General features: G+C 63.2%; 19 protein-coding genes. 6 read left to right on the forward strand and 13 right to left on the reverse strand.

The window, feature by feature from the left end; all coding sequences use genetic code 11:
• Window positions 1–6 precede the first annotated feature (6 nt).
• From phnK to phnF, 6 genes are read right to left on the reverse strand one after another with little or no spacing between them, the layout of a single operon-like run.
• Window positions 7–795, reverse strand: a complete 789-nt coding sequence (gene phnK, locus ACJ8HN_RS14445; RefSeq protein WP_038879071.1) for a phosphonate C-P lyase system protein PhnK — start codon at window positions 793–795, stop codon at window positions 7–9.
• Window positions 795–1,655 (reverse strand): alpha-D-ribose 1-methylphosphonate 5-phosphate C-P-lyase PhnJ, encoded by an 861-nt coding sequence (locus ACJ8HN_RS14450; RefSeq protein ID WP_004933420.1) that lies wholly within the window; start codon window positions 1,653–1,655, stop codon window positions 795–797. Before ACJ8HN_RS14450 ends, phnK begins: the two co-directional genes overlap by 1 nt.
• Window positions 1,648–2,733 carry a carbon-phosphorus lyase complex subunit PhnI gene (locus tag ACJ8HN_RS14455; protein ID WP_060431050.1) on the reverse strand — a complete coding sequence of 362 codons (1,086 nt, stop codon included), beginning with the start codon at window positions 2,731–2,733 and terminating at the stop codon, window positions 1,648–1,650. Before ACJ8HN_RS14455 ends, ACJ8HN_RS14450 begins: the two co-directional genes overlap by 8 nt.
• Window positions 2,733–3,314, reverse strand: a complete 582-nt coding sequence (phnH, locus tag ACJ8HN_RS14460; RefSeq protein ID WP_442523613.1) for a phosphonate C-P lyase system protein PhnH — start codon at window positions 3,312–3,314, stop codon at window positions 2,733–2,735. Before phnH ends, ACJ8HN_RS14455 begins: the two co-directional genes overlap by 1 nt.
• 3 nt (window positions 3,315–3,317) lie before the next feature.
• Complete coding sequence (phnG, locus tag ACJ8HN_RS14465) at window positions 3,318–3,761, reverse strand: phosphonate C-P lyase system protein PhnG (protein WP_412008233.1); 444 nt, start codon at window positions 3,759–3,761, stop codon at window positions 3,318–3,320.
• Entirely contained in the window at window positions 3,762–4,490 is a 729-nt protein-coding gene (phnF, locus tag ACJ8HN_RS14470) for a phosphonate metabolism transcriptional regulator PhnF (RefSeq protein WP_033648644.1), read from the reverse strand.
• 227 nt (window positions 4,491–4,717) lie between these two features.
• Here phnF and ACJ8HN_RS14475 point away from each other — a divergent pair, with 227 nt between their 5' ends.
• The 3 genes from ACJ8HN_RS14475 (at window position 4,718) to ACJ8HN_RS14485 (ending at window position 6,450) form a co-directional block, all read left to right on the forward strand.
• Window positions 4,718–5,773: a permease gene (locus ACJ8HN_RS14475; RefSeq protein WP_442523614.1), complete on the forward strand. Its 1,056-nt coding sequence runs from the start codon at window positions 4,718–4,720 to the stop codon at window positions 5,771–5,773.
• 105 nt (window positions 5,774–5,878) lie between these two features.
• Complete coding sequence (locus tag ACJ8HN_RS14480) at window positions 5,879–6,166, forward strand: type II toxin-antitoxin system RelB/DinJ family antitoxin (protein ID WP_039567725.1); 288 nt, start codon at window positions 5,879–5,881, stop codon at window positions 6,164–6,166.
• Between the two features lie 8 nt (window positions 6,167–6,174).
• The gene (locus ACJ8HN_RS14485; protein ID WP_038879053.1) at window positions 6,175–6,450 is read left to right on the forward strand and encodes a type II toxin-antitoxin system RelE/ParE family toxin; all 276 of its coding nucleotides are present in this window, start codon (window positions 6,175–6,177) and stop codon (window positions 6,448–6,450) included.
• Window positions 6,451–6,455: 5 nt separating this feature from the next.
• On the opposite strand, the gene nrdG is transcribed toward ACJ8HN_RS14485, so the two are convergent.
• From nrdG to ACJ8HN_RS14500, 3 genes are all read right to left on the reverse strand, one after another.
• Window positions 6,456–6,920: an anaerobic ribonucleoside-triphosphate reductase-activating protein gene (nrdG, locus tag ACJ8HN_RS14490; protein WP_261127210.1), complete on the reverse strand. Its 465-nt coding sequence runs from the start codon at window positions 6,918–6,920 to the stop codon at window positions 6,456–6,458.
• A gap of 168 nt (window positions 6,921–7,088) precedes the next feature.
• The gene (nrdD, locus tag ACJ8HN_RS14495) at window positions 7,089–9,227 is read right to left on the reverse strand and encodes an anaerobic ribonucleoside-triphosphate reductase (RefSeq protein WP_004933403.1); all 2,139 of its coding nucleotides are present in this window, start codon (window positions 9,225–9,227) and stop codon (window positions 7,089–7,091) included.
• 244 nt (window positions 9,228–9,471) lie between these two features.
• Window positions 9,472–10,386 carry a LysR family transcriptional regulator gene (locus ACJ8HN_RS14500; RefSeq protein ID WP_102985536.1) on the reverse strand — a complete coding sequence of 305 codons (915 nt, stop codon included), beginning with the start codon at window positions 10,384–10,386 and terminating at the stop codon, window positions 9,472–9,474.
• A gap of 106 nt (window positions 10,387–10,492) precedes the next feature.
• Between ACJ8HN_RS14500 and ACJ8HN_RS14505 the strand changes: the two genes are divergently transcribed.
• Window positions 10,493–11,017: an NAD(P)H-dependent oxidoreductase gene (locus ACJ8HN_RS14505; protein WP_049195798.1), complete on the forward strand. Its 525-nt coding sequence runs from the start codon at window positions 10,493–10,495 to the stop codon at window positions 11,015–11,017.
• 29 nt (window positions 11,018–11,046) lie between these two features.
• Here ACJ8HN_RS14505 and treC read toward each other — a convergent pair whose 3' ends face one another.
• The 3 genes from treC to treR form a co-directional block, all read right to left on the reverse strand.
• Window positions 11,047–12,711 carry an alpha,alpha-phosphotrehalase gene (treC, locus tag ACJ8HN_RS14510; protein WP_442523615.1) on the reverse strand — a complete coding sequence of 555 codons (1,665 nt, stop codon included), beginning with the start codon at window positions 12,709–12,711 and terminating at the stop codon, window positions 11,047–11,049.
• 67 nt (window positions 12,712–12,778) lie between these two features.
• Window positions 12,779–14,194: a PTS trehalose transporter subunit IIBC gene (gene treB, locus ACJ8HN_RS14515; RefSeq protein ID WP_033636857.1), complete on the reverse strand. Its 1,416-nt coding sequence runs from the start codon at window positions 14,192–14,194 to the stop codon at window positions 12,779–12,781.
• Window positions 14,195–14,323: 129 nt separating this feature from the next.
• Window positions 14,324–15,271: a trehalose operon repressor TreR gene (gene treR, locus ACJ8HN_RS14520; protein WP_033652784.1), complete on the reverse strand. Its 948-nt coding sequence runs from the start codon at window positions 15,269–15,271 to the stop codon at window positions 14,324–14,326.
• Window positions 15,272–15,694: 423 nt separating this feature from the next.
• Between treR and mgtA the strand changes: the two genes are divergently transcribed.
• Together mgtA and ACJ8HN_RS14530 are read left to right on the forward strand one after the other, a co-directional pair.
• Window positions 15,695–18,403, forward strand: a complete 2,709-nt coding sequence (gene mgtA, locus ACJ8HN_RS14525) for a magnesium-translocating P-type ATPase (protein WP_442523616.1) — start codon at window positions 15,695–15,697, stop codon at window positions 18,401–18,403.
• A gap of 267 nt (window positions 18,404–18,670) precedes the next feature.
• A complete protein-coding gene (locus ACJ8HN_RS14530) occupies window positions 18,671–21,061 on the forward strand; it encodes a beta-N-acetylhexosaminidase (RefSeq protein ID WP_442523617.1) in 2,391 nt (796 codons plus the stop codon).
• Between the two features lie 36 nt (window positions 21,062–21,097).
• Here the strand turns inward: ACJ8HN_RS14530 and ACJ8HN_RS14535 are convergent, their stop codons facing one another.
• Entirely contained in the window at window positions 21,098–24,085 is a 2,988-nt protein-coding gene (locus tag ACJ8HN_RS14535) for an amino acid adenylation domain-containing protein (RefSeq protein WP_442523618.1), read from the reverse strand.
• Between the last annotated feature and the right edge of the window lie 169 nt (window positions 24,086–24,254).

A 24,254-nucleotide genomic window follows, 5' to 3' on the forward strand; every position in this document is an offset into this window, starting at 1 on the left:
CTTGGGTTACGACAGCACCGAAGAAACCAGCAGCTGGGTGTAAGGATGGTGCGGATCGTCCAGCACCCGGTCGGTCAGGCCGCTCTCCACCACTTCGCCCTGTTTCATCACCAGCAGGCGGTGGGCCAGCAGCCGCGCCACGCCGAGATCGTGGGTGACGATCACCGCCGCCAGCTGCATTTCCACCACCAGGTTGCGCAGCAGATCGAGCAGGCGCGCCTGCACCGATACGTCCAACCCGCCGGTCGGCTCATCCATAAACACCAGCTTGGGGTGGGTGACCAGGTTGCGGGCGATCTGCAGCCGCTGCTGCATGCCGCCGGAGAAGGTGGTCGGCAGATCGTCGAGGCGCGACAGCGGGATTTCGACGTCTTCCAGCCACTGACCGGCCTGGCGGCGAATGTCGCCATAGTGGCGCTGGCCGATGGCCATCAGCCGTTCGCCGATGTTGCCGCCGGCGGAAACCTGCGGCCGCAGGCCGTCGAGCGGGTGCTGGTGCACCACGCCCCAGTCGGTGCGCAGCAGGCGGCGGCGATCGCTCTCCGCCATGGCGTACAGATCCTGTTCCTGGCCCGCCTGCGGGCGATAAAGGATCTGCCCGCGCTGCGGCGCCAGCCGCGCCGAGATCGACTTCAGCAGCGTGGTTTTGCCGGAGCCGGATTCGCCGACGATGCCCAGCACTTCGCCGGGGTAGATGTCGAACGACACGTCGCTGAAGCCCTTGCCGGGCGCGTACAGGTGGGTGAGCCGGTTCACCGACAGCAGCGGAGTGGTGCTCAAAGGGGTGGAAGTCATCAGTGCTGCGCCTCTTGCGAAGATTGCGCCAGCTGCTGCCGGCAGTAGTCGGTGTCCGAACAGACGAACATGCGGTTGCCCCGATCGTCGAGCACCACCTCGTCCAGGTAGCTGTGGCGCGAGCCGCACAGCGCGCAGGGTTCGTCCCACTGCTGCACGCTGAACGGATGGTCGTCGAAGTCCAGGCTCTCCACCTTGGTGAACGGCGGCAGGGCGTAGATGCGTTTCTCGCGCCCGGCGCCGAACAGCTGCAGCGCCGGCATCATGTGCATTTTCGGGTTGTCGAATTTCGGGATCGGCGACGGATCCATCACGTAGCGATCGTTGACCTTCACCGGGTAGGCGTAGGTGGTGGCGATATGGCCGTAGCGCGCGATGTCTTCATACAGCTTCACCTGCATCACGCCGTACTCCTCCAGCGCGTGCATCTTGCGGGTCTCGGTTTCGCGTGGCTCGATAAAGCGCAGCGGCTCCGGGATCGGCACCTGATAGATCAGGATCTGGTCTTCGCGCAGCGCGGTTTCCGGAATGCGGTGACGGGTCTGGATCAGCGTGGCCTCCGGCGTGCGTTCGGTGGTTTCCACCCCGGCGACGCGCTGGAAGAAGCGGCGGATCGACACCGCGTTGGTGGTGTCGTCGGCGCCCTGGTCGATCACCTTCAGCACGTCGGCGCGGCCGATAACGCTGGCGGTGAGCTGAATGCCGCCGGTGCCCCAGCCGTAGGGCATCGGCATCTCGCGGCCGCCGAACGGCACCTGATAGCCGGGGATTGCCACCGCCTTGAGGATGGCGCGGCGGATCATGCGCTTGGTCTGCTCGTCCAGATAGCCGAGGTTATAGCCAGTCAATACTTCACTCATTGCGGGCCTCCTGGCGCTCGCTGTATTCCTGTCGCAGCCGCTTGAGCAGCTCCAGTTCGGCCTGGAAGTCGACGTAGTGCGGCAGCTTGAGATGGGAGACGAAGCCGGCGGCCTCGACGTTGTCGGCGTGGGCCAGCACGAACTCTTCGTCCTGCGCCGGGCCGGCGACGCCTTCGCCGTAGTCCGGGCTCTGCAATGCGCGGTCCACCAGCGCCATCGCCATCGCCTTGCGTTCGGCGCGGCCGAACACCAGCCCGTAGCCGCGGGTGAAGTGCGGTGGGTGGTCCTTTGGATCGACGAAGCCGTTGACCATTTCGCACTCGGTCAGCAGGATTTCGCCGATATCGATGGCGAAACCGAGCTCTTCAGGCACGATCTCCACCGAAACGTGGCCGGTGCGGATCTCGCCGGCGAACGGGTGGTTGCGGCCGTAGCCGCGCTGGGTGGCGTAGCCGAGTGCCAGCAGAAAACCTTCGTCGCCGCGCACCAGCTGCTGCAGGCGCGCCGAGCGCGAGCAGGGGTAAACCGGCGGGTTGCGGGTGATGTCGTCCGGCGTACTGCCGTCGTCCTGCTCCTCCCGCGCCAGCTGCTGGCGACACAGCAGATCGAACACGTGGCTGCAGTTGTCCGGCAGCGGTTCGTCGGCCTGCGGCGCACGCGGCGCCTCGCCTTCCGCCAGCAGCGCGAAATCCAGCAGCCGGTGGGTGTAGTCGTAGGTTGGCCCCAGCACCTGCCCGCCGGGCAAGTCCTTGTAAACCGCCGAGATGCGCCGCTCCAGCCGCATGTTTTCGCTGGCCAGCGGCTCGCTGACCGCCAGGCGCGGCAGGGTGGTGCGATAGGCGCGCAGCAGGAAGATCGCCTCCACCAGATCGCCGCTGGCCTGTTTGATGGCCAGCGCCGCCAGTTCGCGATCGTAGATGCCGCCTTCGGTCATCACCCGATCCACCGCCAGCCCCAGCTGCTGTTCGATTTGTTCTGCGCCGATCGCCGGCAGCGCGTCGTCGCCGCGCCGCAGCTGTTCCTGCAGCTGATGGGCGGCCTCAATGGCTTTTTCGCCCCCTTTTACCGCTACGTACATCAGCACACCTCCACGCGGGTGGTCCGCGGGATCGCCAGCAGGCGATCGCCGCAGGTCAGCAAAATATCCAGCCCCAGCGGGAAGCGCTGCGGGCGGTTGACCAAATAATCCAGCAGCGCCGGCGGCAGGCGCGGCGCTATCAGGCGATGATTCTCGATTCCGGGGCCGGTCAGGCGCAGCGCGGTGCCGTTCTCCAGCTCGCCGAGCTGCACGATGACCGTGGCGCCGAACTCCGGCGAGATTTCAGTGCCGTGCGGCAACGCCTGCAGATCGGCGGCCTGCAGCTGCTCATCGAACAGGGCAAAACAGACCTCCTGCGCCGTGGCGGCCAGCGGCGCACCGCTGTGAAAACGAATGTTTGTTAGTACTTGCTCACTATTCAGCGCCGCGCACAGCTGCAGCGGCGTTTCCTGATCGGCCAGCGTCAGCAGCGCGGCGGTGCTGGCGGCGTTCAGCGGCGCCCAGACCGGGCCGCCCGGCAGCGTCACCCGGTGGCCAGGTTCGCTCAAGGCCTTAAGAATCAAACGGAAAGCGTGCTGCGATTGGTCTATCGGTTGCTCAAAACCGGTCAATAAACTCATGGCTTAATCCCCTCGCACCAGCGTAAAGAAATCCACCCGGCTGGCGGCGATCGCCCGGGCGCGCAGCTGGCGCTGTTCGTGCTGCAGCGCGGCCAGCGGCGCGATCAGCTGTTGTTGCAGGCGTTCACCGTGTTCCGGCTGTTGCAGCAGCGCATCGGCCAGCGCGCACAGCTCGGCGTGCGCCTTGTCGCGCCCGGCGATATAGCTGTAGCCGTAGCCACCGTTGTCCAGCTGCACCACCGCGCGGGTGACCGTCATGTCCCCCAGCACGAAGCGGCGGCCGGTGGCGCCCATGCGCCCCTGCAGCTGGGCCAGGCCGATCTCCGGCGCGCGGATGCTGCGGTAACCCGGACTGAGGTTCAGCGCCTGCCAGTGGCTGCGCAGCTGCTCGGGCCGGCTGCGCGCCAGCACCGACATCCAGCGTTGTCTCGACTCTAAGGCTTGCATTCAGTGCTCCATCGTCAGTTCAATCATGTCGGCGCGGGCCAGGCTGACGGAGTATTCCGCCACGTCTTCGCCGCCGCTGCGGACGTTAAGGGTGCGCACGCACAGCAGCGGCGCGTGGGTGGCGATCTCCAGCAGCCGGCTCTCTTTGGCCTGCGCGCGGCGCGCGCTGATGCGCGTCTGGCGGCGGGTCAGCGCCTGCTGGAGGTGCTGTTCGATAAACTGGTGCAGCGAACCGCTGTGGAACTGCTGCAGCGCCGGCCACCAGTCCAGATCGGGCAGATAATGGTCAATCACGCTCATCGGCACGCCGTTGACCCGGCGCAGAGTGCGCAGGTGGATCACCATTTCGCCTTCCTCACGCGAGAGTGCGCTGGCGACATGCCCATTGCACGGGCGCAAGACAGCGAGTAAGCGCTCACTGGTGGGGTGACTGCCCTGCTCGAACAGGTTCTGGCTGAAACGGGTATTGGCGTGTAGCGGGTAGTCGTAAGGCCGCATCAGCACCAGAATACCGACGCCGTGGCGGCGCTGCAGCCAGCCGCGCTCTACCAGCTGATCCACCGCGCGGCGCAGGGTGTGGCGATTGACCTGGTAACGCTCGGCCAGCTGCTGTTCCGAAGGCAGGTAGTCGCCGCAGCGGTACTGCGTGCGCAGCTCCTGTTCCAGCTGCGCGGCGATCTGCTGATAGCGGGTGGGATAAGTGGTCGGATGTCTAGATAACTCCATCATAATAAAAACCTCGTCATACCGATGGCTGTGCGATGAAGGCGAAAGCGGTGCGTTTCATCGTGCGTCTACCCTGTGGTTTTCAAGTTGGCATCATGGTGCCGGGCGCAGATGACAATCGCGTTACGCGTCGGTGGCGAACAGATGAACTATTTAGGACAGCCCGGGCGTGCACGGGCGGCGGCGGCGCGCTATGCTGGCGCCACTGTTGACTGACTCTGGCCGCTACCATGCCGCAATCTCTGAACGCCCCTGAACACGCCCCACGCGCCTGGCCGCTGTGGAAACCGATCCTGTTTCTGCTGGTGGTGGCCGTCGGCCTCTACTACGTCAAATGGCAGCCTTACTACGGCAAGGCCTTCGTGGCGGCGGACAGCCACTCGATCGGCAAATCGATCCTGGCCGACGGCGCCGCGAGCCCCTGGCTGGCGGCCTGGCAGTACGCGCTGGTCTACTTCACCGCGGTGTGGAAGGCGGCGCTGCTCGGGGTGCTGTTAGGTTCGCTGGTACAGGTGCTGATCCCGCGCGACTGGCTGGCGCGCACGCTCGGCCACCGGCGTTTTTCCGGCACCGTGCTGGGGGCGCTGATCGCGCTGCCGGGCATGATGTGCACCTGCTGCGCCGCGCCGGTCGCCGCCGGCATGCGCCGCCAGTCGGTGTCCAGCGGCGCCGCGCTGGCCTTTTGGCTCGCCAACCCGGTACTGAACCCGGCGACGCTGGTGTTCATGGGGTTTGTGCTCGGTTGGCCGTTTGCCGCCATCCGTCTGGTGGCGGGCGTGGTGATGGTGTTGGGCATCGCCTGGCTGGTGCAGCGCGTGACCGCCAACGACCCGCAGCCCGCCGCGCCTCAGCCGCCGGTGATGACGGCGCAGAATGACGAGCGGCCGTTCCTCGCCCGCTGGGGCAAAGCGCTGTGGGCGCTGTTTTGGTCGACCATCCCGATCTACGTGCTGGCGGTGCTGGCGCTAGGCGCGGCGCGGGTCTGGCTGTTCCCGCACGCCGACGGCGCCGTCGACAATAGCCTGCTGTGGATCGTTGCGCTGGCGATCATCGGCTGCCTGTTCGTTATCCCCACCGCGGCGGAAATCCCGATCGTGCAGACCATGATGCTGGCGGGCATGGGCGCAGGCCCGGCGCTGGCGCTGCTGATGACCCTGCCGGCGGTCAGCCTGCCTTCGCTGCTGATGCTCAACAAGGCCTTCTCCGCCCGGGCGCTGTGCCTGACGGCGGCGCTGGTGGCGCTGTGCGGCGCGGTGACCGGCTTGGTGGGGATGGGGTTGGTGTGAAATGTTCAAAAAACGACCTTTCATCTCGATGTTGTTGTCACAAATGTGCTAACGTGTCTGTTCAAGATTTAGTGTCGCCATCGTGCGATTGCAGGAGGAGCAAAGATGGAAAGTCGCATCCAGTTTCGCATCGAAAATGAAACCAAGCGTTTGGCGCAAAAGGCCGCCGAGGCTAAAGGAACGACATTAAGTGAAGCCTGTCGCCGCTTGGCGGAGCAAATGGCTGATGAGCAACGGGCCGCAGAGGAACACGAAAACTGGTTGAAAGATAAGGTAGATGCAGCTTTTTCCCGTCTGCATGAGGGTAATGCTGTTTACCTTAGCCAACAAGAAGTAGAAGAAAGCATGGATGCCTTTAAGGCAAAAATTAGAGCGAAATACGACCGAAAATAGGGATCGTTATGCGTATCGAATGGGATAATGCAGCGCTACGGGACAGGGAACGTATTTTTGAGTTTCTTTATATTTTCAATCCACAGGCGGCAGTGCAGGCTGATAACGAGATAGATAAAGCGGTAAAGCGCCTGCTGGATCATCCTGAGTTAGGTAAGCCTTGGTATGGGAAGGCACGTAAGCTGCTCATTAACAAGGCCTCCCTGTTGCTGGTGTATATCATCGTCGATGATGTTATTAAGGTTTTCTCGATTGCCCACCAGCGTGAGAAATTTCCAAATTAGCGTTGTCATCGCAACCTATGCACCACCTGGTTGCTGCTGCCGCACCAGATCAGCGCCGGGTCTTTCAAATCCTGCACGAACTTGCCGTCGATCAGCACGTTGATCCTGTCCACCACCTGCATTTGCTGCGCGTCCAGCTCCGCAAGCCGGTAGCCGGTCCACAGCCAGATATCTTTGCCGGGGCATTCGGCGCGCACCCGTTTCACCAGCGTTAAGATGCTCGGCACGTTGGCCGGATGCAGCGGATCGCCGCCGGAGAGCGACAGCCCCTGGCGCGGTACGCGCGTATCGTTCAGATCGGCGATGATGCGGTCTTCCAGCGCCGGGGTAAACGGCTGGCCGGAGTTGAGCCGCCAGGTGCTTTTGTTGTAGCAGCCGGGGCACTGGTGCACGCAGCCGGCGACAAACAGCGTGCAGCGGGTGCCGGGGCCGTTGACGACGTCAATCGGGTAGTACTGGTGATAATTCATGTGAGGCCTGCCCATCAGGCTATTTTACTGGCCATTTTGCCTCCGGGCAGTGCCCCCAATCCTCACGTACTGCGTGTACGCTGCGGTTGGTGCGCGCTGGCCGAAGGCAAACTGGCTGCGACAATCACGCCTGATGAACAGGCTTCTGCATAGGCTGCACGGCGCTTTTCAGCCGAGCTGCCCGTTGCCGAGGTGTTTCACCCGGCGTTTCACCTCTTCCTGCTTGCCGGCGTTGAATGGCCGGGCATCGGGGCTGCCGAGATAGCCGCACACCCGGCGGGTGACTGAGACCTTGGCTGAGTCGTGGTTGCCGCATTTCGGGCAGGTGAAGCCTTTGCTGGTGCAGGAGAATTCACCGGTGAAGCCGCATTCGTAGCACTCGTCGATCGGCGTGTTGGTGCCGTAGTAAGGCACCCGGCTGTAGCTGTAGTCCCACACGTCTTCCAGCGCCTTCAGGTTGTGCTGCAGGTTCGGGTATTCGCCGTAGCAGATGAAGCCGCCGCTGGCCAACGGCGGGTAGGGCGCTTCGAAGTCCAGCTTGTCATACGGATTGACCTTCTTCTCCACGTCGAGGTGGAAGCTGTTGGTGTAATAGCCCTTGTCGGTGACGCCCGGCACCACGCCGAAATCGGCGGTGTCCAGCCGGCAGAAGCGATCGCACAGGTTCTCGCTTGGCGTGCTGTAGAGGCTGAAGCCGTAGCCGGTCTCGTCTTTCCAGGCGTCGACGGCGGCGCGCAGGCGCGCGACGATCGCCACCGCTTTGGCGCGCAGCGCTTCGTCGTCATACACGTGGTTTTCGCCGCCGAACAGCGCGTTGATGGTCTCGTGCAGGCCGATATAGCCCAGCGAAATTGAGGCACGGCCGTTCTTGAAGATATCGGCGATGTTGTCGTCGGCCTTGAGCCGCACGCCACAGGCGCCTTCCATGTACAGGATTGGCGCCACCCGCGCTTTGATGCCTTCCAGCCGGGCGATGCGCGTCATCAGGGCCTTTTTCGCCAGCTGCAGGCGCTGATCCAGCAGTGCCCAGAAGCGCGACTCATCGCCCATCGCCTCCAGCGCGATGCGCGGCAGGTTGAGGCTGATGACGCCGATGTTGTTGCGGCCGTCGTGCACCAGTTCGCCATCCTGCTCGTAGGTGCCGAGGAAGCTGCGGCAGCCCATCGGCGTTTTGAACGAGCCGGTGACTTTCACCACCTGATCGTAGTTGAGAATGTCCGGGTACATGCGCTTGCTGGCGCACTCCAGCGCCAGCTGCTTGATGTCGTAGTTCGGATCGCCGTACTGGTGGTTGAGGCCGTCGCGGATGGCGAACACCAGTTTGGGGAACACGGCGGTCTTGCGGTTTTTGCCCAGCCCGGCGATGCGGTTTTTCAGGATTGAGCGCTGGATCAGGCGCGACTCCCAGCTGGTGCCGAGGCCGAAGCCGAAGGTGACGAACGGCGTCTGGCCGTTGGCGGTGTGCAGGGTGTTGACCTCGTACTCCAGCGACTGGAAGGCGTCGTAACACTCTTTCTCGGTGCGCGCCATGGCATAGCCTTTGGCGTCCGGGATCTGCCATTCCTCCGCCACCTGCAGGTGTTTGCGGAAGCTCTCGTCGACGAACGGCGCCAGAATTTCATCGATGCGGTTGATGGTGGTGCCGCCATAGATATGGCTGGCGACCTGGGCGATGATCTGCGCGGTCACGGCGGTGGCGGTGGAGATCGACTTCGGCGGCTCGATTTCGGCGTTGCCCATCTTGAAGCCGTTGGTCAGCATGCCTTTCAGATCGATCAACATGCAGTTGAACATCGGGAAGAACGGCGAGTAGTCGAGATCGTGGTAGTGAATTTCGCCGCGTTCATGGGCCAGCACCACGTCGCGTGGCAGGATATGCTGCTTGGCGTAGTGTTTGGCGACGATGCCCGCCAGCAGGTCGCGCTGGGTGGGGATCACCTTGCTGTCCTTGTTGGCGTTTTCGTTCAGCAGCGCGCGGTTACTCTGCTCGACCAGGCCGCGAATCTCCTGGTTCAGGCGGCCGCGCAGCTCGCGCGCCACGTCGCGATCGTGGCGGTATTCGATATAGGCGCGCGCCAGCTGTTTGTACTCGCCGGCCATCAGCTGGTTTTCCACCGCCTGCTGGATCTCGTGGATATCGACGCGCGGCTGCTGCTCCATGCGCTGAGCGACCACGCGGGCGACGGTGGCGCAGTAGTCGGCGTCAACCACGCCCACCGCCAGCGCGGCGCGCTCGATGGCCTGCGCGATGCGCGCTTCGTCAAAAGGTACCTGGCAACCGTCCCGCTTAATCACTACTGGTTTCACGTTGTACTCCTTGTTCCCCGAGGGAGCGTTCATACCCGCCTGGCGTGGCGAGCAACCGTCAAATTTCGCTTATCCACAGGGCAAAGCCGCAGCGCGCAAGGGCTGTGGCGGCGTGTGGATGATTTTGTGGATAACTACTATATATAGGTGTTCGCAATTCTTAATGCACTATATATAGATATTGGCGAGATTCTTTTGATGTAGAACAAGGAAATCGGAAGAGCGTGCGCAAGCTGAACAGTCGTCAATCGCTCACTGGCCGATCGCGAAAATGTTCCAGCAGGAAATCGACCCAGACGCGCACCCGCGGCGGCAGATCCGCCGAGGCGTAATAGAGCCACAGCTGTACCGGGCGCGGCCAGCACTCCGCCAGCACCGGCCGCAGCGTGCCCTGCTCAAAGTGCTTTTCGAGGTACCAGCGCGCCAGGTTGACGATGCCCAGCCCGGCCAGCGCCGCATCCAGCAACATTTCCGGGCGGCTCACCACCAATCGGCCGTTCAGATCCAGCGCCAGCGTTTCGCCCTGATGGCGCAGCTGCCATTTGACGTGGCGGCCGTTGCTGGGGTTGCGGTGCAGCAGGCAGTCGTGCCGCAGCAGGTCGTGCGGCGTTTGCGGTTCACCGCGCCGCGCCAGATAGTCGGGCGACGCCGCCAGCACCATGTGCATCGGGTAGAGCGGGCGCGCCACCAGCCGGCTGTCGGGATCGACCCGGCTGCCGATGCCGACGTCGAAGCCTTCGCCCACCAGATTCACCACCCGGGCATCCAGCGACAGATCGAGATCGATCTGCGGGTAGCGCGCCAGAAATTGCGGGATCAACGGCATCAGCATCTGGCGGCCAAAGCCGGGGATCATCGTGACGCGCACCACCCCGGCCGGCGCCTGCCGCTCGCCGCCGGCGCTTTCCAGCGTTGCCGCCAACGCCTGCCACAGCGGCGCCACCTGCGCCAGCAGCGCTTTGCCCTCGTCGGTCAGCAGCACGTTGTGGGTGTTGCGCTGAAACAGCCGCAGCGCCAGCTTCTCTTCCAGCGCGCGGATATTTTTGCTGACCGCCGCCGGCGTGACGCCCAGCTGGCGGGCGGCGGCGGAGAAATTTTGCGCCTGCGCGGCGGCGAGGAAGGCCGGCAGCAGGCGGTGCACGTCAAAGGGCAGCGACATAGTGGTTGATACTTTCGGTTGAAATTGAAGTGACCTTGAACAGCCTACACCCGAAGCGGCAGAAATGGAAAAATGCCTCATCTTCTTTACGTTCAAGGAATCATTTATGTCACGCATTTTAGTGTTAACCGCCCACCGCACCCCCGACGAGTCGCGCATCAACCAGGCGCTGATCGAGGCCGTGCGCCCGCTGCCTAACGTGACCGTGCACGAACTGATCCGCACTTACCCGGATTACCGCATCGACGTGGCGCGCGAACAGGCACTGCTGGAAAGCCACGATGCGGTGGTGATGATGTTCCCGTTTTTCTGGTATAGCTCGCCGGCGATCCTGCGCGAATGGCAGGACGCGGTATTAACCTATGGTTTCGCCTACGGCAGCGAGGGCACCAAACTGCACGGCAAGCCGCTGCAGCTGGTGGTGAGCACCGGCGGCAACGCGCAGGCCTACACGCCGGCAGGCTACAACCGCTATCCGGTGCAGGATCTGCTGCTGCCGTTCCACGCGCTGGCTAACCTGACCGGCATGGATTATCTGCCGCCGCATCTGGTGCAGGGCGTGAGCGACATGAGCGATGAGCAGTTGGCGCAAGAGGCCGCCGGGGTGGTGGCGCTGATGGGGACATTGTAGGGCGCAGTTCATCGCTGCGCCCTGCGGGGTCAGTCTTCGAGCAGCCACCACACCGCTTCGAACGGCCGCAGCGTCAGCGCCTGCGGCTGGTCCGCCGAGTCGCTGTAGTTGCTCATCAGCGGGCGCCATTGGGCGGAGGCTTCCACGCCTTCCGCCGCCCAGGCCAGCGGTTCGCGGCTCAGGTTGGCCACCACCAGCAGGCGCTGGCCGTTCCAGCTGCGCTGATAGCACCACAGCGCCGGGTGATCCGGCGCCAGATCCTGATAGTCGCCGTGGGTCAGCAGCGGATACTGCTTGCGCAGGGTGATCAGCTGGCGGTAGGCGTAAAACACCGAGTCGAGGTCGGCCAGCGCCGCGTCGGCGTTGATCTGCGGGTAGTTCTCGGCGCAGCCGATCCACGGCGTGCCGGTGGTGAAACCGGCGTGCGGCGCGGCGCTCCACTGCATCGGCGTGCGGCCGTTGTCGCGCGATTTGTCCGCCAGGATCGCCAGCAGTTCGGCGTCGCCGCGGCCCTGGGCGCTCAGTTCGGCGTACATGTTCAGGCTTTCCACGTCGCGGTACTGCTCGATGGTGCGGAAGCCGGGGTTGGTCATGCCGATCTCTTCACCCTGGTAGATATAAGGCGTGCCCTGCATGCCGTGCAGCACCATCGCCAGCATTTTGGCGGCCGGCACCCGCAGTGCGCCTTCATCGCCGAAGCGCGACACGATGCGCGGCTGATCGTGGTTGCACCAGAACAGCGCGTTCCAGGCGCGGTTATGCATCCCCTGCTGCCAGTGGCGGAAGATCTGCTTCAGTTCCACATAATCCGGCGCCGCCCGCGTCCATTTTTCACCGCCGGCGTAGTCCACCTTCAGATGGTGGAAGTTGAAGGTCATCGACAGCTCTTCGCCGCTCTGCGCCGCGTACTGCTGGCAATGCTCAAGCGTGGTGGAAGACATCTCGCCCACCGTCATCAGGCCGCGCGGCTGGAATACGTCGCGGCTCATTTCCTGCAGGAACTCGTGAATGCGCGGGCCGTCGGTGTAGAAGCGGCGGCCGTCGCCCTGGCTGTCGGACGGGAAATCCTGCTGCTTGGACACCAGGTTGATCACGTCGAGGCGTAGGCCGTCGACGCCTTTATCTGCCCAGAACTGACACACTTTCTTCAGCTCTTCGCGCACCGGCGGGTGTTCCCAGTTGAGATCCGCCTGCTCGGCGGCGAACAGGTGCAGGTAGTACTGGCCGCTGTCGGCGTGCCACTGCCAGGCGTTGCCACCGAACTTGGAGCGCCAGTTGTTCGGCGGCGTATCCCCCTCGCCGTCGCGCCAGACGTAAAACTGGCGATACGGGCTGTGGCGATCCTGCGCGGCCTTGAACCACGGGTGCTCGGTCGAGGTGTGGTTGAACACCATGTCCATCACGATGCGGATGCCGCGCCGGTGGGCGGCGGCGATCAGCTGCTCGAAGTCCGCCATCGTGCCGTAAGCCGGATCGATGGCGCAGTAGTCCGCCACGTCATAGCCGTTGTCCACCTGCGGCGACACGTAGACCGGCGTCAGCCAGATGGCGTCGACGCCCAGCTCCTGCAGATAGTCCAGCCGCCGGGTCACGCCGGCCAAATCGCCGTAGCCGTTGCCGGTGCTGTCTTGAAAACTCTTCGGATAAATTTGATAGATGACGCCGTTCTGCCACCAGGGGGTTGGGTTGCTCATAGCTGTATACCTTTGAATCGTGACAACGGGCCCGCGTGAGCGGGCCCCTACATTCATTTTGCGTCAATTAAACCGGCAGCTCGCCGCGGGCGGCCTTGCGTTTGTAGACCATGATGGTCAGCACCAGCGGGATGACGATCGCCACCAGAATCGCCAGCGAGTAAATCAGCCAGAACTGCGGCTTGATAGACAGGATGCCCGGCAGGCCGCCGACGCCGATGCCGTTGGCCATCACGCCGTCCAGGCCGCAGATCAGGCCCGCGATCGCGGAGCCGATCATCGCGCACAGCATCGGGAAACGGTATTTGAGGTTGATGCCGTACATCGCCGGTTCGGTCACGCCGAGGTAGGCGGAGATCGCCGCCGGCACCGAGATTTCACGCTCGTTGGCCTTGCGGCTGATGATGATGATGCCGAGCACCGCCGAGGCCTGCGCGATGTTGGACAGCGCAATCAGCGGCCACACCGGGGTGCCGCCCATGCTCTGAATCATCTGCATGTCGATGGCCAGCGTGGTCTGGTGCACGCCGGTGATCACCAGCGGTGCATACAGGAAGCCGAACAGCGCGGCGCCCACCGGGGCGAAGCTGCCGGTCATCACCGCTTTCACCGCCCAGGCAACCCCGTCGCCGATCATGCGGCCGAACGGCCCGATCAGCGCGTGCGCCAGGAACACCGCCAGCAGCAGCGAAACCACCGGCACCACCACCAGATAGAGATAGTCGGGGACGATCTTTTTCAGCCGGGTTTCGATCCAGCCCAGCGCCATGCCCGCCAGGATCGACGGGATCACCTGCGCCTGATAGCCGACTTTCTGGATCACGAACCAGCCGAAGTTCCACACTTCCGGCGTTTGCTGGCCGAGCAGGTAGGAGTTCATCAGCTGCGGCGACACCAGGGTGACGCCCAGCACGATGCCGAGTACCGGGGTGCCGCCCATCTTTTTCACCGTCGACCAGCAGATGGCCACCGGCAGGAACATGAAGATCGCTTCACCGAGCAACCACAGGAAGTCGTAAATGGTTTTCCACGCCGGGTGCATCTGCGCCAGCGTTTGGCCGCCGGACATCGGGATGTCGCCAATCACGTTGCGGAAGCCGAGGATCAGACCGCCGCTGATCAGCGCCGGCAGCAGCGGGAAGAAGATTTCGGCGAAGTGGGAGATGGTGCGCTCGGTCCAGGTCATGTTCTGGCGCGCGGCCACCTTGGCCTGTTCTTTGTCGGCCTCGTTGACGCCGGTGCTGGCGATCAGCGCCTGATAGTAGTCGCCGACGTCGGTGCCGATCACCACCTGGAACTGCCCGGCGTTGGTGAAGCAGCCTTTGACCATCGGCAGCTCTTCGATTTCCTTGGGGCTGGCCTTGCTGGGGTCGTTGAGGACGAAACGCAACCGGGTAATGCAATGGCTGACGGTGGCGATGTTTTCGCGGCCGCCGACCAAAACAATCAGGCGATCAATATCCTGCTGTTTTACTTTGCTCATTATGGGATACCTGCAGAGGTGTTGGCTGAGTAATGATCAAAGCTTAGTCACTCGGATTTTTTTATGGAATGGGAACGTTCCCGGTTTGGGGCGAGGATCACAAAATGACAAAAAATGGTCGTCTTTTAATCAGGAAAGTTTGCTGGGCACCACCAGGCGGCGGATCCCCTGTTCACCGTTGAGCTGCGCCAGCAGCTGTTGCGCCGCCAGCAGGCCGGCGCTGCCGTAGCCGAACTCCACCGACAGGGTGTCGGGGAACAGGAAGCTGAGCAGCGGGGTGTTGCCGATGGCGCACACCTGGATGGCGTGCGTCGGCTGCTGCTGCAGGTATTTGATCGCCCCCAGGGCGATGCTGTCGGAGGCGCAGATCAGCGCGCTGGTGTGCGGGTCGATCACCTCGGCGGCGTGTTGGAAACCGCTCTGGTAGCTCAGCTCGCCCAGCGTGGCGCGCGGCGTGAGCTTGAGGCGCTCGCAGGCGTCGAGATAGGCCTGGTAGCGGCGCTGGCCGGTGGTGGCGTCGCTGAGCTGCACCCCCAGATAGCCGATGTGCCGGTGCCCTTGCCGATACAGGCGATCCATCAGCAGGTTCACCGCGCCGGCGTCGTCGTAGCAGACGGACGAAAAGCCGTCGTATTCGCGCACCATCACCACCATTTTTTCCTGCCACGGTTTGAGCATCGCCGCGGTCAGCCCGGTAAAGCCGAACAGGATCACGCCGTCGACGTTGCGTTGGCGCAGCACGTGCAGGTGCTCCTGCACCAGGCGGGTTTCGAACTGGCTCTCCATCACGATAGGATCGAAACCCTGCTGATACAGCAGCGGCAGCATGGTGCGCACCGCCTGGTTTTCCGACGGCGAATCGAGACGGGAAACGATGATGCCCACCACTTTGTCGCTCTGGCCGCGCATGGCGCGCGCCGACTTGGAGGGGGTAAACCCTTGCTGACGGATCACCGCTTCCACCCGTTCGCGGGTCTGCGGGCTCACGCTGCCTTCGTTGTTCAGCACCCGTGAGACGGTGGATTTGCCTACGCCGCTCAGGCGTGCGATGTCCTTGATGGTCAGCCGGTTTTGCATGGTTTACTTTTCGTTGAGGTGGACAGGCGTAACATAATGGCCTGTAAAACAATGCCCGTCAGCATAGCTCATTTTCCCACGCGGATCTTGAGGCAATACGGGATTGTTGCACTGCGCTGAACGGCCGCTCCTGCCGCTCTGTTTTTCCCTTTACCGGAGGTGATTCCCCATATGGACCCCGACCCGACCGCTTTAGACACTCACTCGGTTCACCGGTAAAACCTTTCCGCCTGGCGCTGCTGTTTTACCGGTGAAGTACATCACGGTAACCGGTGGCGCGCGCTTCGTCGTTCGCTCCTGCTGCTGAAAAAAGAATAAGGATCTGCGTTGGCAGAGGCTTTTTGGCGCACCCGCCATCCGCCCGGCCGATGACGATCCCCGTTTACCCGCTGCCGTGAGGCACCGGGCGACGAGGTGCGAACCATGAAACTGAAAAAACTCCCCCGTCAGCTGCTGGGCCTGTTCGCCCGCGGCCTTCCGCGCCGTTTGGTGCGCCGCGACAGCCTGCTGGACGGCGTCGGCGGCGCTGCGCACGATATGCCGGCCGGCCTGGCGCAACAGCGGCTGGAATGCGCCGCCGCAGAGACGATGCAGCTGTTTGAGCGTTTTCACAGCCACCCGGAAGGCATCACCGCCCATGAGGCGGAGCAGGTGCGCCGGCGCTGCGGCGAGAACGTCATCGACGATCAGCAGAAAGAGGCCTGGTGGCAACACCTCTGGCACTGCTACCGCAACCCGTTCAACCTGCTGCTGACCGCGCTCGGCATGATCTCGTACGCCACCGAGGATCTCACCGGCGCGCTGGTGATCGCGCTGATGGTGCTGATCTCCACGCTGCTGAACTTCATCCAGGAGGCGCGCTCCAACCGGGCGGCCGATGCGCTGAAAGCGATGGTGAGCAACACCGCCACGGTGATCCGCAGCGATGCGCTCACCGGCAAGAGCGAACACGTGGAGCTGCCGATCGCGCAATTGGTGCCGGGCGATATCGTCAAGCTGGCGGCCGGCGACATGATCCCGGCGGATCTGCGCCTGCTGTCGGCCAAGGATCTGTTCATCAGCCAGGCTGCGCTGACCGGCGAATCGCTGCCGGTGGAAAAATCCGCGGCGCCGCAGTTGCCGGCGGCCGATCCGCTCGACTGCCAGAACCTGTGCTTCATGGGCACCAACGTGGTCAGCGGCACCGCGCTGGCGATGGCGATCGGCACCGGCGGCGGCACCTATTTCGGCCAGCTGGCGCAGCGCGTCACCAGCCAGGAGCAGCAGCCGAACGCCTTCCAGAGCGGCATCAGCAAGGTCAGCTGGCTGCTGATCCGCTTTATGCTGGTGATGACGCCGATCGTGCTGCTGATCAACGGCTACACCAAGGGCGACTGGTGGGAAGCGGCGCTGTTCGCGCTGTCGGTGGCGGTCGGGCTGACGCCGGAAATGCTGCCGATGATCGTCACCTCAACGCTGGCCAAAGGGGCGGTGAAGCTGTCGCGCCAGAAGGTGATCGTCAAACGCCTGGACGCCATCCAGAACTTCGGCGCCATGGACATTCTGTGCACCGACAAGACCGGCACCCTGACTCAGGACAAGATCGTGCTGGAGCGCCACACCGATGCGTTCGGCGCCGGCAGCGAGCGGGTGCTGCGCTACGCCTGGCTGAACAGCTTCTACCAGACCGGGCTGAAAAACCTGCTCGACGTGGCGGTGCTGAGCTGCGCGGAGCAGAATCGGCAGCCGGCGGCGTTGCAAAACTACCGCAAGGTGGATGAGATCCCGTTCGATTTCGTGCGCCGCCGCATGTCGGTGGTGGTGGCCAAGGACAATGAGTATCACGAGCTGGTGTGCAAGGGCGCGCTGGAAGAGATGCTGGCGATTTGCAGCCACGTGCGCCACGAAGACGAGGTGATCCCACTGAGCGAGGCGCTGCTGGCGCGCATTCGCCGCATCACCGACGATCTCAACCAACAGGGGCTGCGGGTGGTGGCGGTGGCCAACAAGATCCTGCCGGCGCAAACCCATGAATACGGCGTGGCGGATGAGTCGGATCTGATCCTCGAAGGCTACGTCGCCTTCCTCGATCCGCCGAAGGAGAGCACCGCACCGGCGCTGGCGGCGCTGAAACAGAACGGCGTCACGGTGAAAATCCTCACCGGCGACAACGAGCTGGTGGCCGCCAAAGTGTGCCGGGACGTCGGGCTGGAGGCCGATCGCCTGCTGCGCGGCAGCGAGATCGAACAGATGGACGACGAGCAGCTGGCGCAGGCGGCGGCGCGCGCCACGGTGTTCGCCAAGCTGACGCCGCTGCACAAGGAACGCATCGTCAAACTGCTGCGCCGCCAGGGGCACGTGGTGGGCTTTATGGGCGACGGCATCAACGATGCGCCGGCGCTGCGCGCGGCCGATATCGGCATCTCCGTCGATTCGGCGGTGGACATCGCCAAGGAGGCGGCGGACATTATCCTGCTGGAAAAAAGCCTGATGGTGCTGGAGCAGGGGGTGATCGAAGGGCGCCGCACCTTCGCCAACATGCTGAAATACATCAAGATGACCGCCAGCTCCAACTTCGGTAACGTGTTCAGCGTGCTGATCGCCAGCGCCTTCCTGCCGTTTCTGCCGATGCTGCCGCTGCACCTGCTGATTCAGAACCTGATGTACGACATCTCGCAGATCGCCATCCCGTTCGATAACGTCGACGACGATCAGATCACCCAGCCGCAGCGCTGGAACTCCGCCGATCTGGGGCGGTTTATGGTGTTCTTCGGGCCGATCAGCTCGATCTTCGACGTGCTGACCTTCAGCCTGATGTGGTGGGTATTCAAGGCCAATACGCCGGAAATGCAGACGCTGTTCCAGTCCGGCTGGTTCGTGGAAGGGCTGCTGTCGCAAACGCTGATCGTCCACATGATCCGCACGCGCAAAATTCCGTTTATCCAGAGCCGCCCGTCCTGGCCGCTGTGCATCATGACGCTGGCGGTGATCGCCACCGGCATCGGCCTGGTGTTCTCGCCGCTGGCCGGCTTCCTGCAGCTGCAGGCGCTGCCGCTCGGCTACTTCCCGTGGCTGGTGCTGATCCTCGTCGGTTACATGGTGCTGACCCAGTGCGTGAAAGGCTGGTTCGTGCGCCGCTACGGCTGGCAATAACCCGCTCGCCCCCTCAGGCCGGGAGGGGGCAACTGTGATCCCGTCCGCTTTTTCACCGCAACGGTTGGACATCTGTTCTGGGCTGAGTCTTTATCTACAGCGTTGGCTGTTTTCCCCTGCGCCTTTCAAGCCACCGCGTTGTTGACTGTACGCCCGCCCTCCAGTTACTTAGCAGACCTAAGCGCCTGGGGATGCGGGCGCTTGCCGCCTAGCGGTGGTTTGAAATTCATTGGGGATATTTTGTTTTTTTCCTCTGAGGAATTTCCGATGCACAGACCTTTCCGTTATACGCTACTGGCTTCATCGTTATGGTTTTCCTGCGGCGCGCTGGCGCAGCCGGCCGGCGATCTGCCGCTGATGCCCTGGCCGCAGCAGGTGGAAGTGACGCAACCGGCGGGCAAGCTGGTGCTGGATCACCGTTTGTCTCTGACGCTGCAGGGCGACGATCTGGGCGACGCGCTGCCGCGCTGGCGCCAGCGCATCGAACTGCAGACCGGCTGGACGCTGGCGCCGATGGAAGAAGCGAACGGCGCGGCGATCAAGGTGGTGATCAAGGACCGGGTGGCGGCGCAGCCGCTGCCGGGCAGCGATGAGAGTTACCGGCTGGCGGTCACGCCGCAGGGCGCCACGTTGACCGCCAACACGCGTTTCGGCGCGCTGCGCGGCATGGAGACCCTGCTGCAGCTGCTGCAGACCGACGGGCAAAATACCTTCCTGCCGCTGGTGGATATCCGCGACGTGCCGCGTTTTCCGTGGCGCGGCGTGCTGCTGGATTCGGCGCGTCATTTCCTGCCGCTGCCGGACATTCTGCGCCAGCTCGACGGCATGGCGGCGGCCAAGCTTAACGTGTTCCACTGGCACCTGACCGACGATCAGGGCTGGCGCTTTGCCTCCGAGCATTATCCCAAGCTGCAACAGCAGGCCAGCGACGGCCAGTTCTACACCCGCGAGCAGATGCGGCAGGTGGTGGCTTACGCCACGGCGCGCGGCATTCGCGTGGTGCCGGAGATCGACATGCCGGGGCATGCCTCCAGCATTGCGGTGGCCTATCCCGACCTGATGAGCGCGCCGGGGCCGTATCGGATGGAGCGCGAGTGGGGCGTGCATAAGCCGACGCTCGATCCGACCCGCGACGAGGTGTATCAGTTTGTCGACACGATCGTCGGCGAGCTGGCGGCGATCTTCCCCGATCCTTATCTGCACATCGGCGGCGACGAAGTGGACGCCAGCCAGTGGCGGGCGTCGCCGTCGATTCAGGCGTTTATGCAGCAGAACGGGCTGGCGGATACCCATGCGCTGCAGGCCTACTTCAACCAGAAGCTGGAAAAGATCCTCGAGAAGCACCAGCGGCAGATGGTCGGCTGGGACGAGATCTACCATCCGTCGCTGCCGCGTTCGATCGTCATTCAGTCCTGGCAAGGGCAAGACTCGCTGGGCGCCAGCGCGCAGGACGGCTATCAGGGCATCCTCTCCACCGGTTTCTACCTCGATCAGCCGCAAAGCACCGCCTATCACTACCGCAATGAAATTCTGCCGCAGCCGCTGGGGGTTGAGACGGCGGTACAACCCGGCGAGCAGGCGCAAAGCTGGCGTTTCAGCATGCCGCGCCTGAAGGGCAGCGCGGTGGAGGGCAGTTTCACGCTGATCGAGGGCAAGCAGGGCTGGCGCGGCTTTATCGATTTCAACGGCAAATCGCGCCGCGCGGTGCACGATATCGTCTGGCGCACGCCGCAGCAGGTGACGTTCCGCGTCGATACCTGGATGGGCGACACACGGCCGGTGTTTACGCTGCAACAGGACAAGCTCAGCGGCTATACGTTGGTCGGCAACGTGCGTTACCCCACCCAGGGCGACAAACTGGCGGCGGCGCCGGCGGGCAAGATGCCGGTGGTGCCGGATGATAAGGGGCAGGCCAACATTCTCGGCGGGGAAGCGGCGCTGTGGGCGGAAAACGTGCGCGCGCCGCTGATCGATCTTAAGCTGTGGCCGCGCGCCTTTGCGGTGGCGGAGCGGCTGTGGTCGGCGCAGGACGTCACCGATGAGAACAATATGTACCGGCGGCTGGCGGCGATCGACGCCTGGTCGGTGGTGTCGGTCGGCCTGCAGCAGCACGCGGAAACGGCGCGCGAATTCACCCGGCTGAGCAACAGCGTGCAGATCATGCCGCTGCAGATCCTGGCCGAGGCGGTGGAACCGGCGCACTATTACACCCGCCAGCACCTGAAGTTCCAGGCCGGCAACTATCACCAGTTCGAACCGCTGAACCGCTTCGCCGATGCGCTGCCGCCGGAGAGCGAGGTGGTGCGCGCCATGCATGCCCAGGTCGCGGCCTTGCTGAAGGATAAGCGCGATAAGGCGGCGGCGCAGGCGCTGCGCGAACGGCTGCAGCGCTGGCAGGCGAACGGCGCGGCATTGCAAACGGCGATCGCGGGCAACCGCACGCTGCGGGAGCTGGCGCCGGTGGCGCAGGACGTGGATGCCCTGGCCGCATTGGGGTTAACGCTGCTGGAGCGCTATCAGCAGGATAAACCGCTGAGCCGGGCCGAGGCCGAACGAGCGCAGCGCCGGCTGGATGCGGCGGCGCAGACGCGCGACGAAGTGGTGATTGCCGCGGTGTACCCGCTGGAGGCGCTGCTGCGGGGGCTTAAAACGGAGTGAGGGTGACGGGGCTCGGCCAGTTGAGCCCCGGTTTTGTTACGCCTGTAGCGACAGCGGCGCATACCCGATGGCGTGCTGCAGGTAATTCAGCAGCAGCTGGCGGGTGAAGCGCGGCTCATCGATACCGCTGCCCTGCAGGAAGCGTTGCAGGTTGCTGCAGTCCCACCGATAGGTGTCTTGATAGAGCTCCACCGTCGATAGCTCGTCCACCATAGGATCCTTGAACAGGCTGAGCAGCGGGTACAGCGGCGCGTCGCTGTCGTTTTCCCATTGGGCCCGCCACTGTGCGAAGGGCAAGGGACGAAAACGATAACCGAACTCGCGCTCCAGCAGGCTGAAAAACTCACGCAGCGTCAGATTATTGTCGCCTTGATGGATCAGGTTGAATTTCTGCCCCAGCGCCTGCGGATTGCGAGAGACGTGGGCGATGGCCCGGGTCATGTAATCCACCGTGGTCAACCCTTCGCGCATATCCCGTAAATCCGGTACCGTGCCGCTGCTGATGCAGGTTTTCACCAGCCGTCCCCACCATTGATAATCGGCGTTGACGCCGGTACGGCTGTGGCAGGTGGCGTAGCCCAGGCGGAAGGTCATCAGCGGCAGGCCTTGCGCCGCCGCCAAATCGGCGATTTTCTCCATCACCCATTTGCTGCGCACGTAGCCGATATCGCGGCTGACCGCCGGCAGGTTTTGATCGATATCGTCGCTTTCCCGCATCACCCGCTTACCGGTGTGCAGATGCCCCCAGCTGTAAACGGAGATGGTCGACAGCAGCATCAGCGGCTTGGTGCGGCTATGCGCCGCGAAACGAATGATTTCCCGCAGGCCCTGTACGTTGTCGCGCTTCATGTAGGCGTAAGGCTGGATAAAATTCACCGCGCTGGCCGAATGGTAAATCAGATCGATATCCTGACTTAACACCCGGTAAGCCGCCGGCGCCAGCGAGAAATGGTGTTCCGCCACGTCGCCGGGCAGGATATGGAGGCGTGCGCGCTGCCCGGCGCTCAACGCGATCCGGTAGCGCTGCAGCACCGCCTCCAGCCGCTGTCTCGGCGGCAGTTTGGCGCCGTCGCGCACCAGACAGTACAGCTCGGCGTCGGTGGTGCGCAGCAGATCGGCCAACAGGTGCGCGCCGACGAAGCCGGTGGCGCCGGTCAGCAAAATGGCGCGCGGCGCGCTGATTTGCCGCGCATCGAACGTCGGATCGATGACGAGATCCGACGGCAAATACACGTCATCCAGCAAGGCGCGTGCCGGCTCGCCGTCTTGAGGTTCAGGCGTTTGTGCTTGTCCCTGGCGTTGCGCCATCGCCTGCGCCAGCGTCGTCAGGTTCGGGTATGCATAGATATCACGCACATAGGTTTTGACCGCGAACGCTTTACCCAGTTGGTTTGCCAGGTTTGCCGCCAGCAGCGAATGCCCGCCCAGCGCGAAGAAATCATCGTCGGCGCGGATATGATCGATTTTCAGCAGCCTGCGCCACAGATCGGCGACGATCCGCTGGTGGCCGTCGAGCGGTTCAGCAGGGGCCGGCCGAGCCTCGGGCGCCAGGGCCAACAGCGCCGCCTGGTCGATTTTACCGTTGGCGTTGATCGGCAACCGATCCAGATGCCGGTACTCGGCGGGCAGAGAGTAGGCGGGCAGCTGATCCTGAAGCTGCCGTTTAACCCGTGCAATGAGATCGCCGCCGGGATCTTCACCGGTCAAAAACGCCAGGATCCGCTTGTCGCTCGGATTGTCCGTTTGATTGACGAGGGCGATGGCGGTTTTTACGCCGGAGACCTGCGTCATCAGGCTGCCGATTTCACCGAGTTCCACGCGATTGCCGCGGATTTTGACCTGGGCGTCGAGGCGCCCGAGGAACTGAATCTCCCCGTTCGGCAAGCGGCGCGCCCGATCGCCGCTGCGGTACAAGCGCTGGCCGCCGACGTGCGGCGAAGTGACAAAACGCTCGGCGGTCAGCTGCGGGGCGTTCAGGTAGCCGCGCGCCAGGCAGAGGCCGCTGATGCAGAGCTCGCCAGATTCGCCGTCGGTTACCGGCCGCAGGCGCTCGTCGAGGATGAATACCTGCGTATCGGCGATGGGCCGGCCAATCGTGGACGGCGGGTTTTGCGTCGCGCAGCGCACGCGGTTGCAGGTGGCGAAGATGGTGGCCTCCGTCGGGCCGTAGTAATCCACCACTGCATAGCCGATGCCGCGCAGCTCGAGCGGATTCAGCTTTTCACCGGCGGTGAACAGGTATTTCAGCGCCAGCCCGGTGGGCTGCGGCGCGCCGATGACCTCCGGCACCAATACCGTAGGGACAAAGGCGTGGGTGAGGCGATGCCGGGCGAAGAAGGCCAGCAATGCGTCCGGCTGCAGGCGGGTCTCCTCGTGCGGCAGATACAGGGTGCCGCCGCAGATCAGCGGTGCCCAGATTTCCCATTGCGCCACGTCAAAACCGACGCCGGCAATCAGCGTGGAACGGCTGTGTTCATCCATCGCGAAACGTTGGTTATGCCAGAGGAGCAGGTTTAACAGCGAACGGTGTTCGATCATGACGCCTTTGGGCGCGCCGGTGGTGCCGGAGGTGAAAATAATATAGGCAAGCGCATCGGAGGGCGGAGGGGAAAATACAGTTATGGAAACTTTAGTCAGGGAAATATTATCAATGGAAAGGACTTTGCGCGGGAGGTTGTCGATATTTACACGAGCATCATGGTTGCTGAAGAGGATTATCGGCGAGCCACTTTGTTCGATAATATTGCGAATGCGCCGTTCGGGATAGCGGGCGTCAATGGGAATATAGCAGGCTCCGGCCTTGGCGATCGCCATCATGCCGATCGGCAATTCCACCGTGCGCTGCGCGACCAGCGGCACGGCATCGCCGGGCCGAACCCCTTCCTGTTTCAGGCGGGTGCACAGTGCGCTGCTGGCTTCATCCAATTGACGGTAGGTCAGATGTTTATTATCGCCGACGACGGCGGTTTTTTCCGGATAACGGGAAGCTTGTTGGATAAAATAATCCAATACGCTAGGTGCCATGGTTATCTCCTGTCATTATTCACGGAGTGAACGAAATGAAACAGCAATGACCCGGCCGGGTGAGAAATAATTATAGGAGTATTTTTATTGTGGGATTGTAAATGTGAGCGGTATTACGCTATCGCTATAAATTAATTGGATTAATAAAATTCTTACCAATAAAAACGGC

The sequence above is a fragment of the Serratia sp. CY29653 genome (assembly GCF_052169255.1).
GTDB classification, from domain to species: domain Bacteria; phylum Pseudomonadota; class Gammaproteobacteria; order Enterobacterales; family Enterobacteriaceae; genus Serratia; species Serratia sarumanii.

Bases quoted from the DNA above. Each gene is read 5' to 3' on its own strand.
- ACJ8HN_RS14455 (WP_060431050.1), bottom strand. From the start codon at position 2,733: ATGTACGTAGCGGTAAAAGGGGGCGAAAAAGCCATTGAGGCCGCCCAT.
- ACJ8HN_RS14480 (WP_039567725.1), top strand. From the start codon at position 5,879: ATGGAAAGTCGCATCCAGTTTCGCATCGAAAATGAAACCAAGCGTTTG.
- phnF (WP_033648644.1), bottom strand. From the start codon at position 4,490: ATGATGGAGTTATCTAGACATCCGACCACTTATCCCACCCGCTATCAG.
- ACJ8HN_RS14535 (WP_442523618.1), bottom strand. From the start codon at position 24,085: ATGGCACCTAGCGTATTGGATTATTTTATCCAACAAGCTTCCCGTTAT.
- ACJ8HN_RS14505 (WP_049195798.1), top strand. From the start codon at position 10,493: ATGTCACGCATTTTAGTGTTAACCGCCCACCGCACCCCCGACGAGTCG.
- phnK (WP_038879071.1), bottom strand. From the start codon at position 795: ATGACTTCCACCCCTTTGAGCACCACTCCGCTGCTGTCGGTGAACCGG.
- ACJ8HN_RS14500 (WP_102985536.1), bottom strand. From the start codon at position 10,386: ATGTCGCTGCCCTTTGACGTGCACCGCCTGCTGCCGGCCTTCCTCGCC.
- mgtA (WP_442523616.1), top strand. From the start codon at position 15,695: ATGAAACTGAAAAAACTCCCCCGTCAGCTGCTGGGCCTGTTCGCCCGC.
- treB (WP_033636857.1), bottom strand. From the start codon at position 14,194: ATGAGCAAAGTAAAACAGCAGGATATTGATCGCCTGATTGTTTTGGTC.
- ACJ8HN_RS14485 (WP_038879053.1), top strand. From the start codon at position 6,175: ATGCGTATCGAATGGGATAATGCAGCGCTACGGGACAGGGAACGTATT.
- phnH (WP_442523613.1), bottom strand. From the start codon at position 3,314: ATGAGTTTATTGACCGGTTTTGAGCAACCGATAGACCAATCGCAGCAC.
- ACJ8HN_RS14450 (WP_004933420.1), bottom strand. From the start codon at position 1,655: ATGAGTGAAGTATTGACTGGCTATAACCTCGGCTATCTGGACGAGCAG.
- nrdG (WP_261127210.1), bottom strand. From the start codon at position 6,920: ATGAATTATCACCAGTACTACCCGATTGACGTCGTCAACGGCCCCGGC.
- treC (WP_442523615.1), bottom strand. From the start codon at position 12,711: ATGAGCAACCCAACCCCCTGGTGGCAGAACGGCGTCATCTATCAAATT.
- phnG (WP_412008233.1), bottom strand. From the start codon at position 3,761: ATGCAAGCCTTAGAGTCGAGACAACGCTGGATGTCGGTGCTGGCGCGC.
- treR (WP_033652784.1), bottom strand. From the start codon at position 15,271: ATGCAAAACCGGCTGACCATCAAGGACATCGCACGCCTGAGCGGCGTA.
- ACJ8HN_RS14475 (WP_442523614.1), top strand. From the start codon at position 4,718: ATGCCGCAATCTCTGAACGCCCCTGAACACGCCCCACGCGCCTGGCCG.
- ACJ8HN_RS14530 (WP_442523617.1), top strand. From the start codon at position 18,671: ATGCACAGACCTTTCCGTTATACGCTACTGGCTTCATCGTTATGGTTT.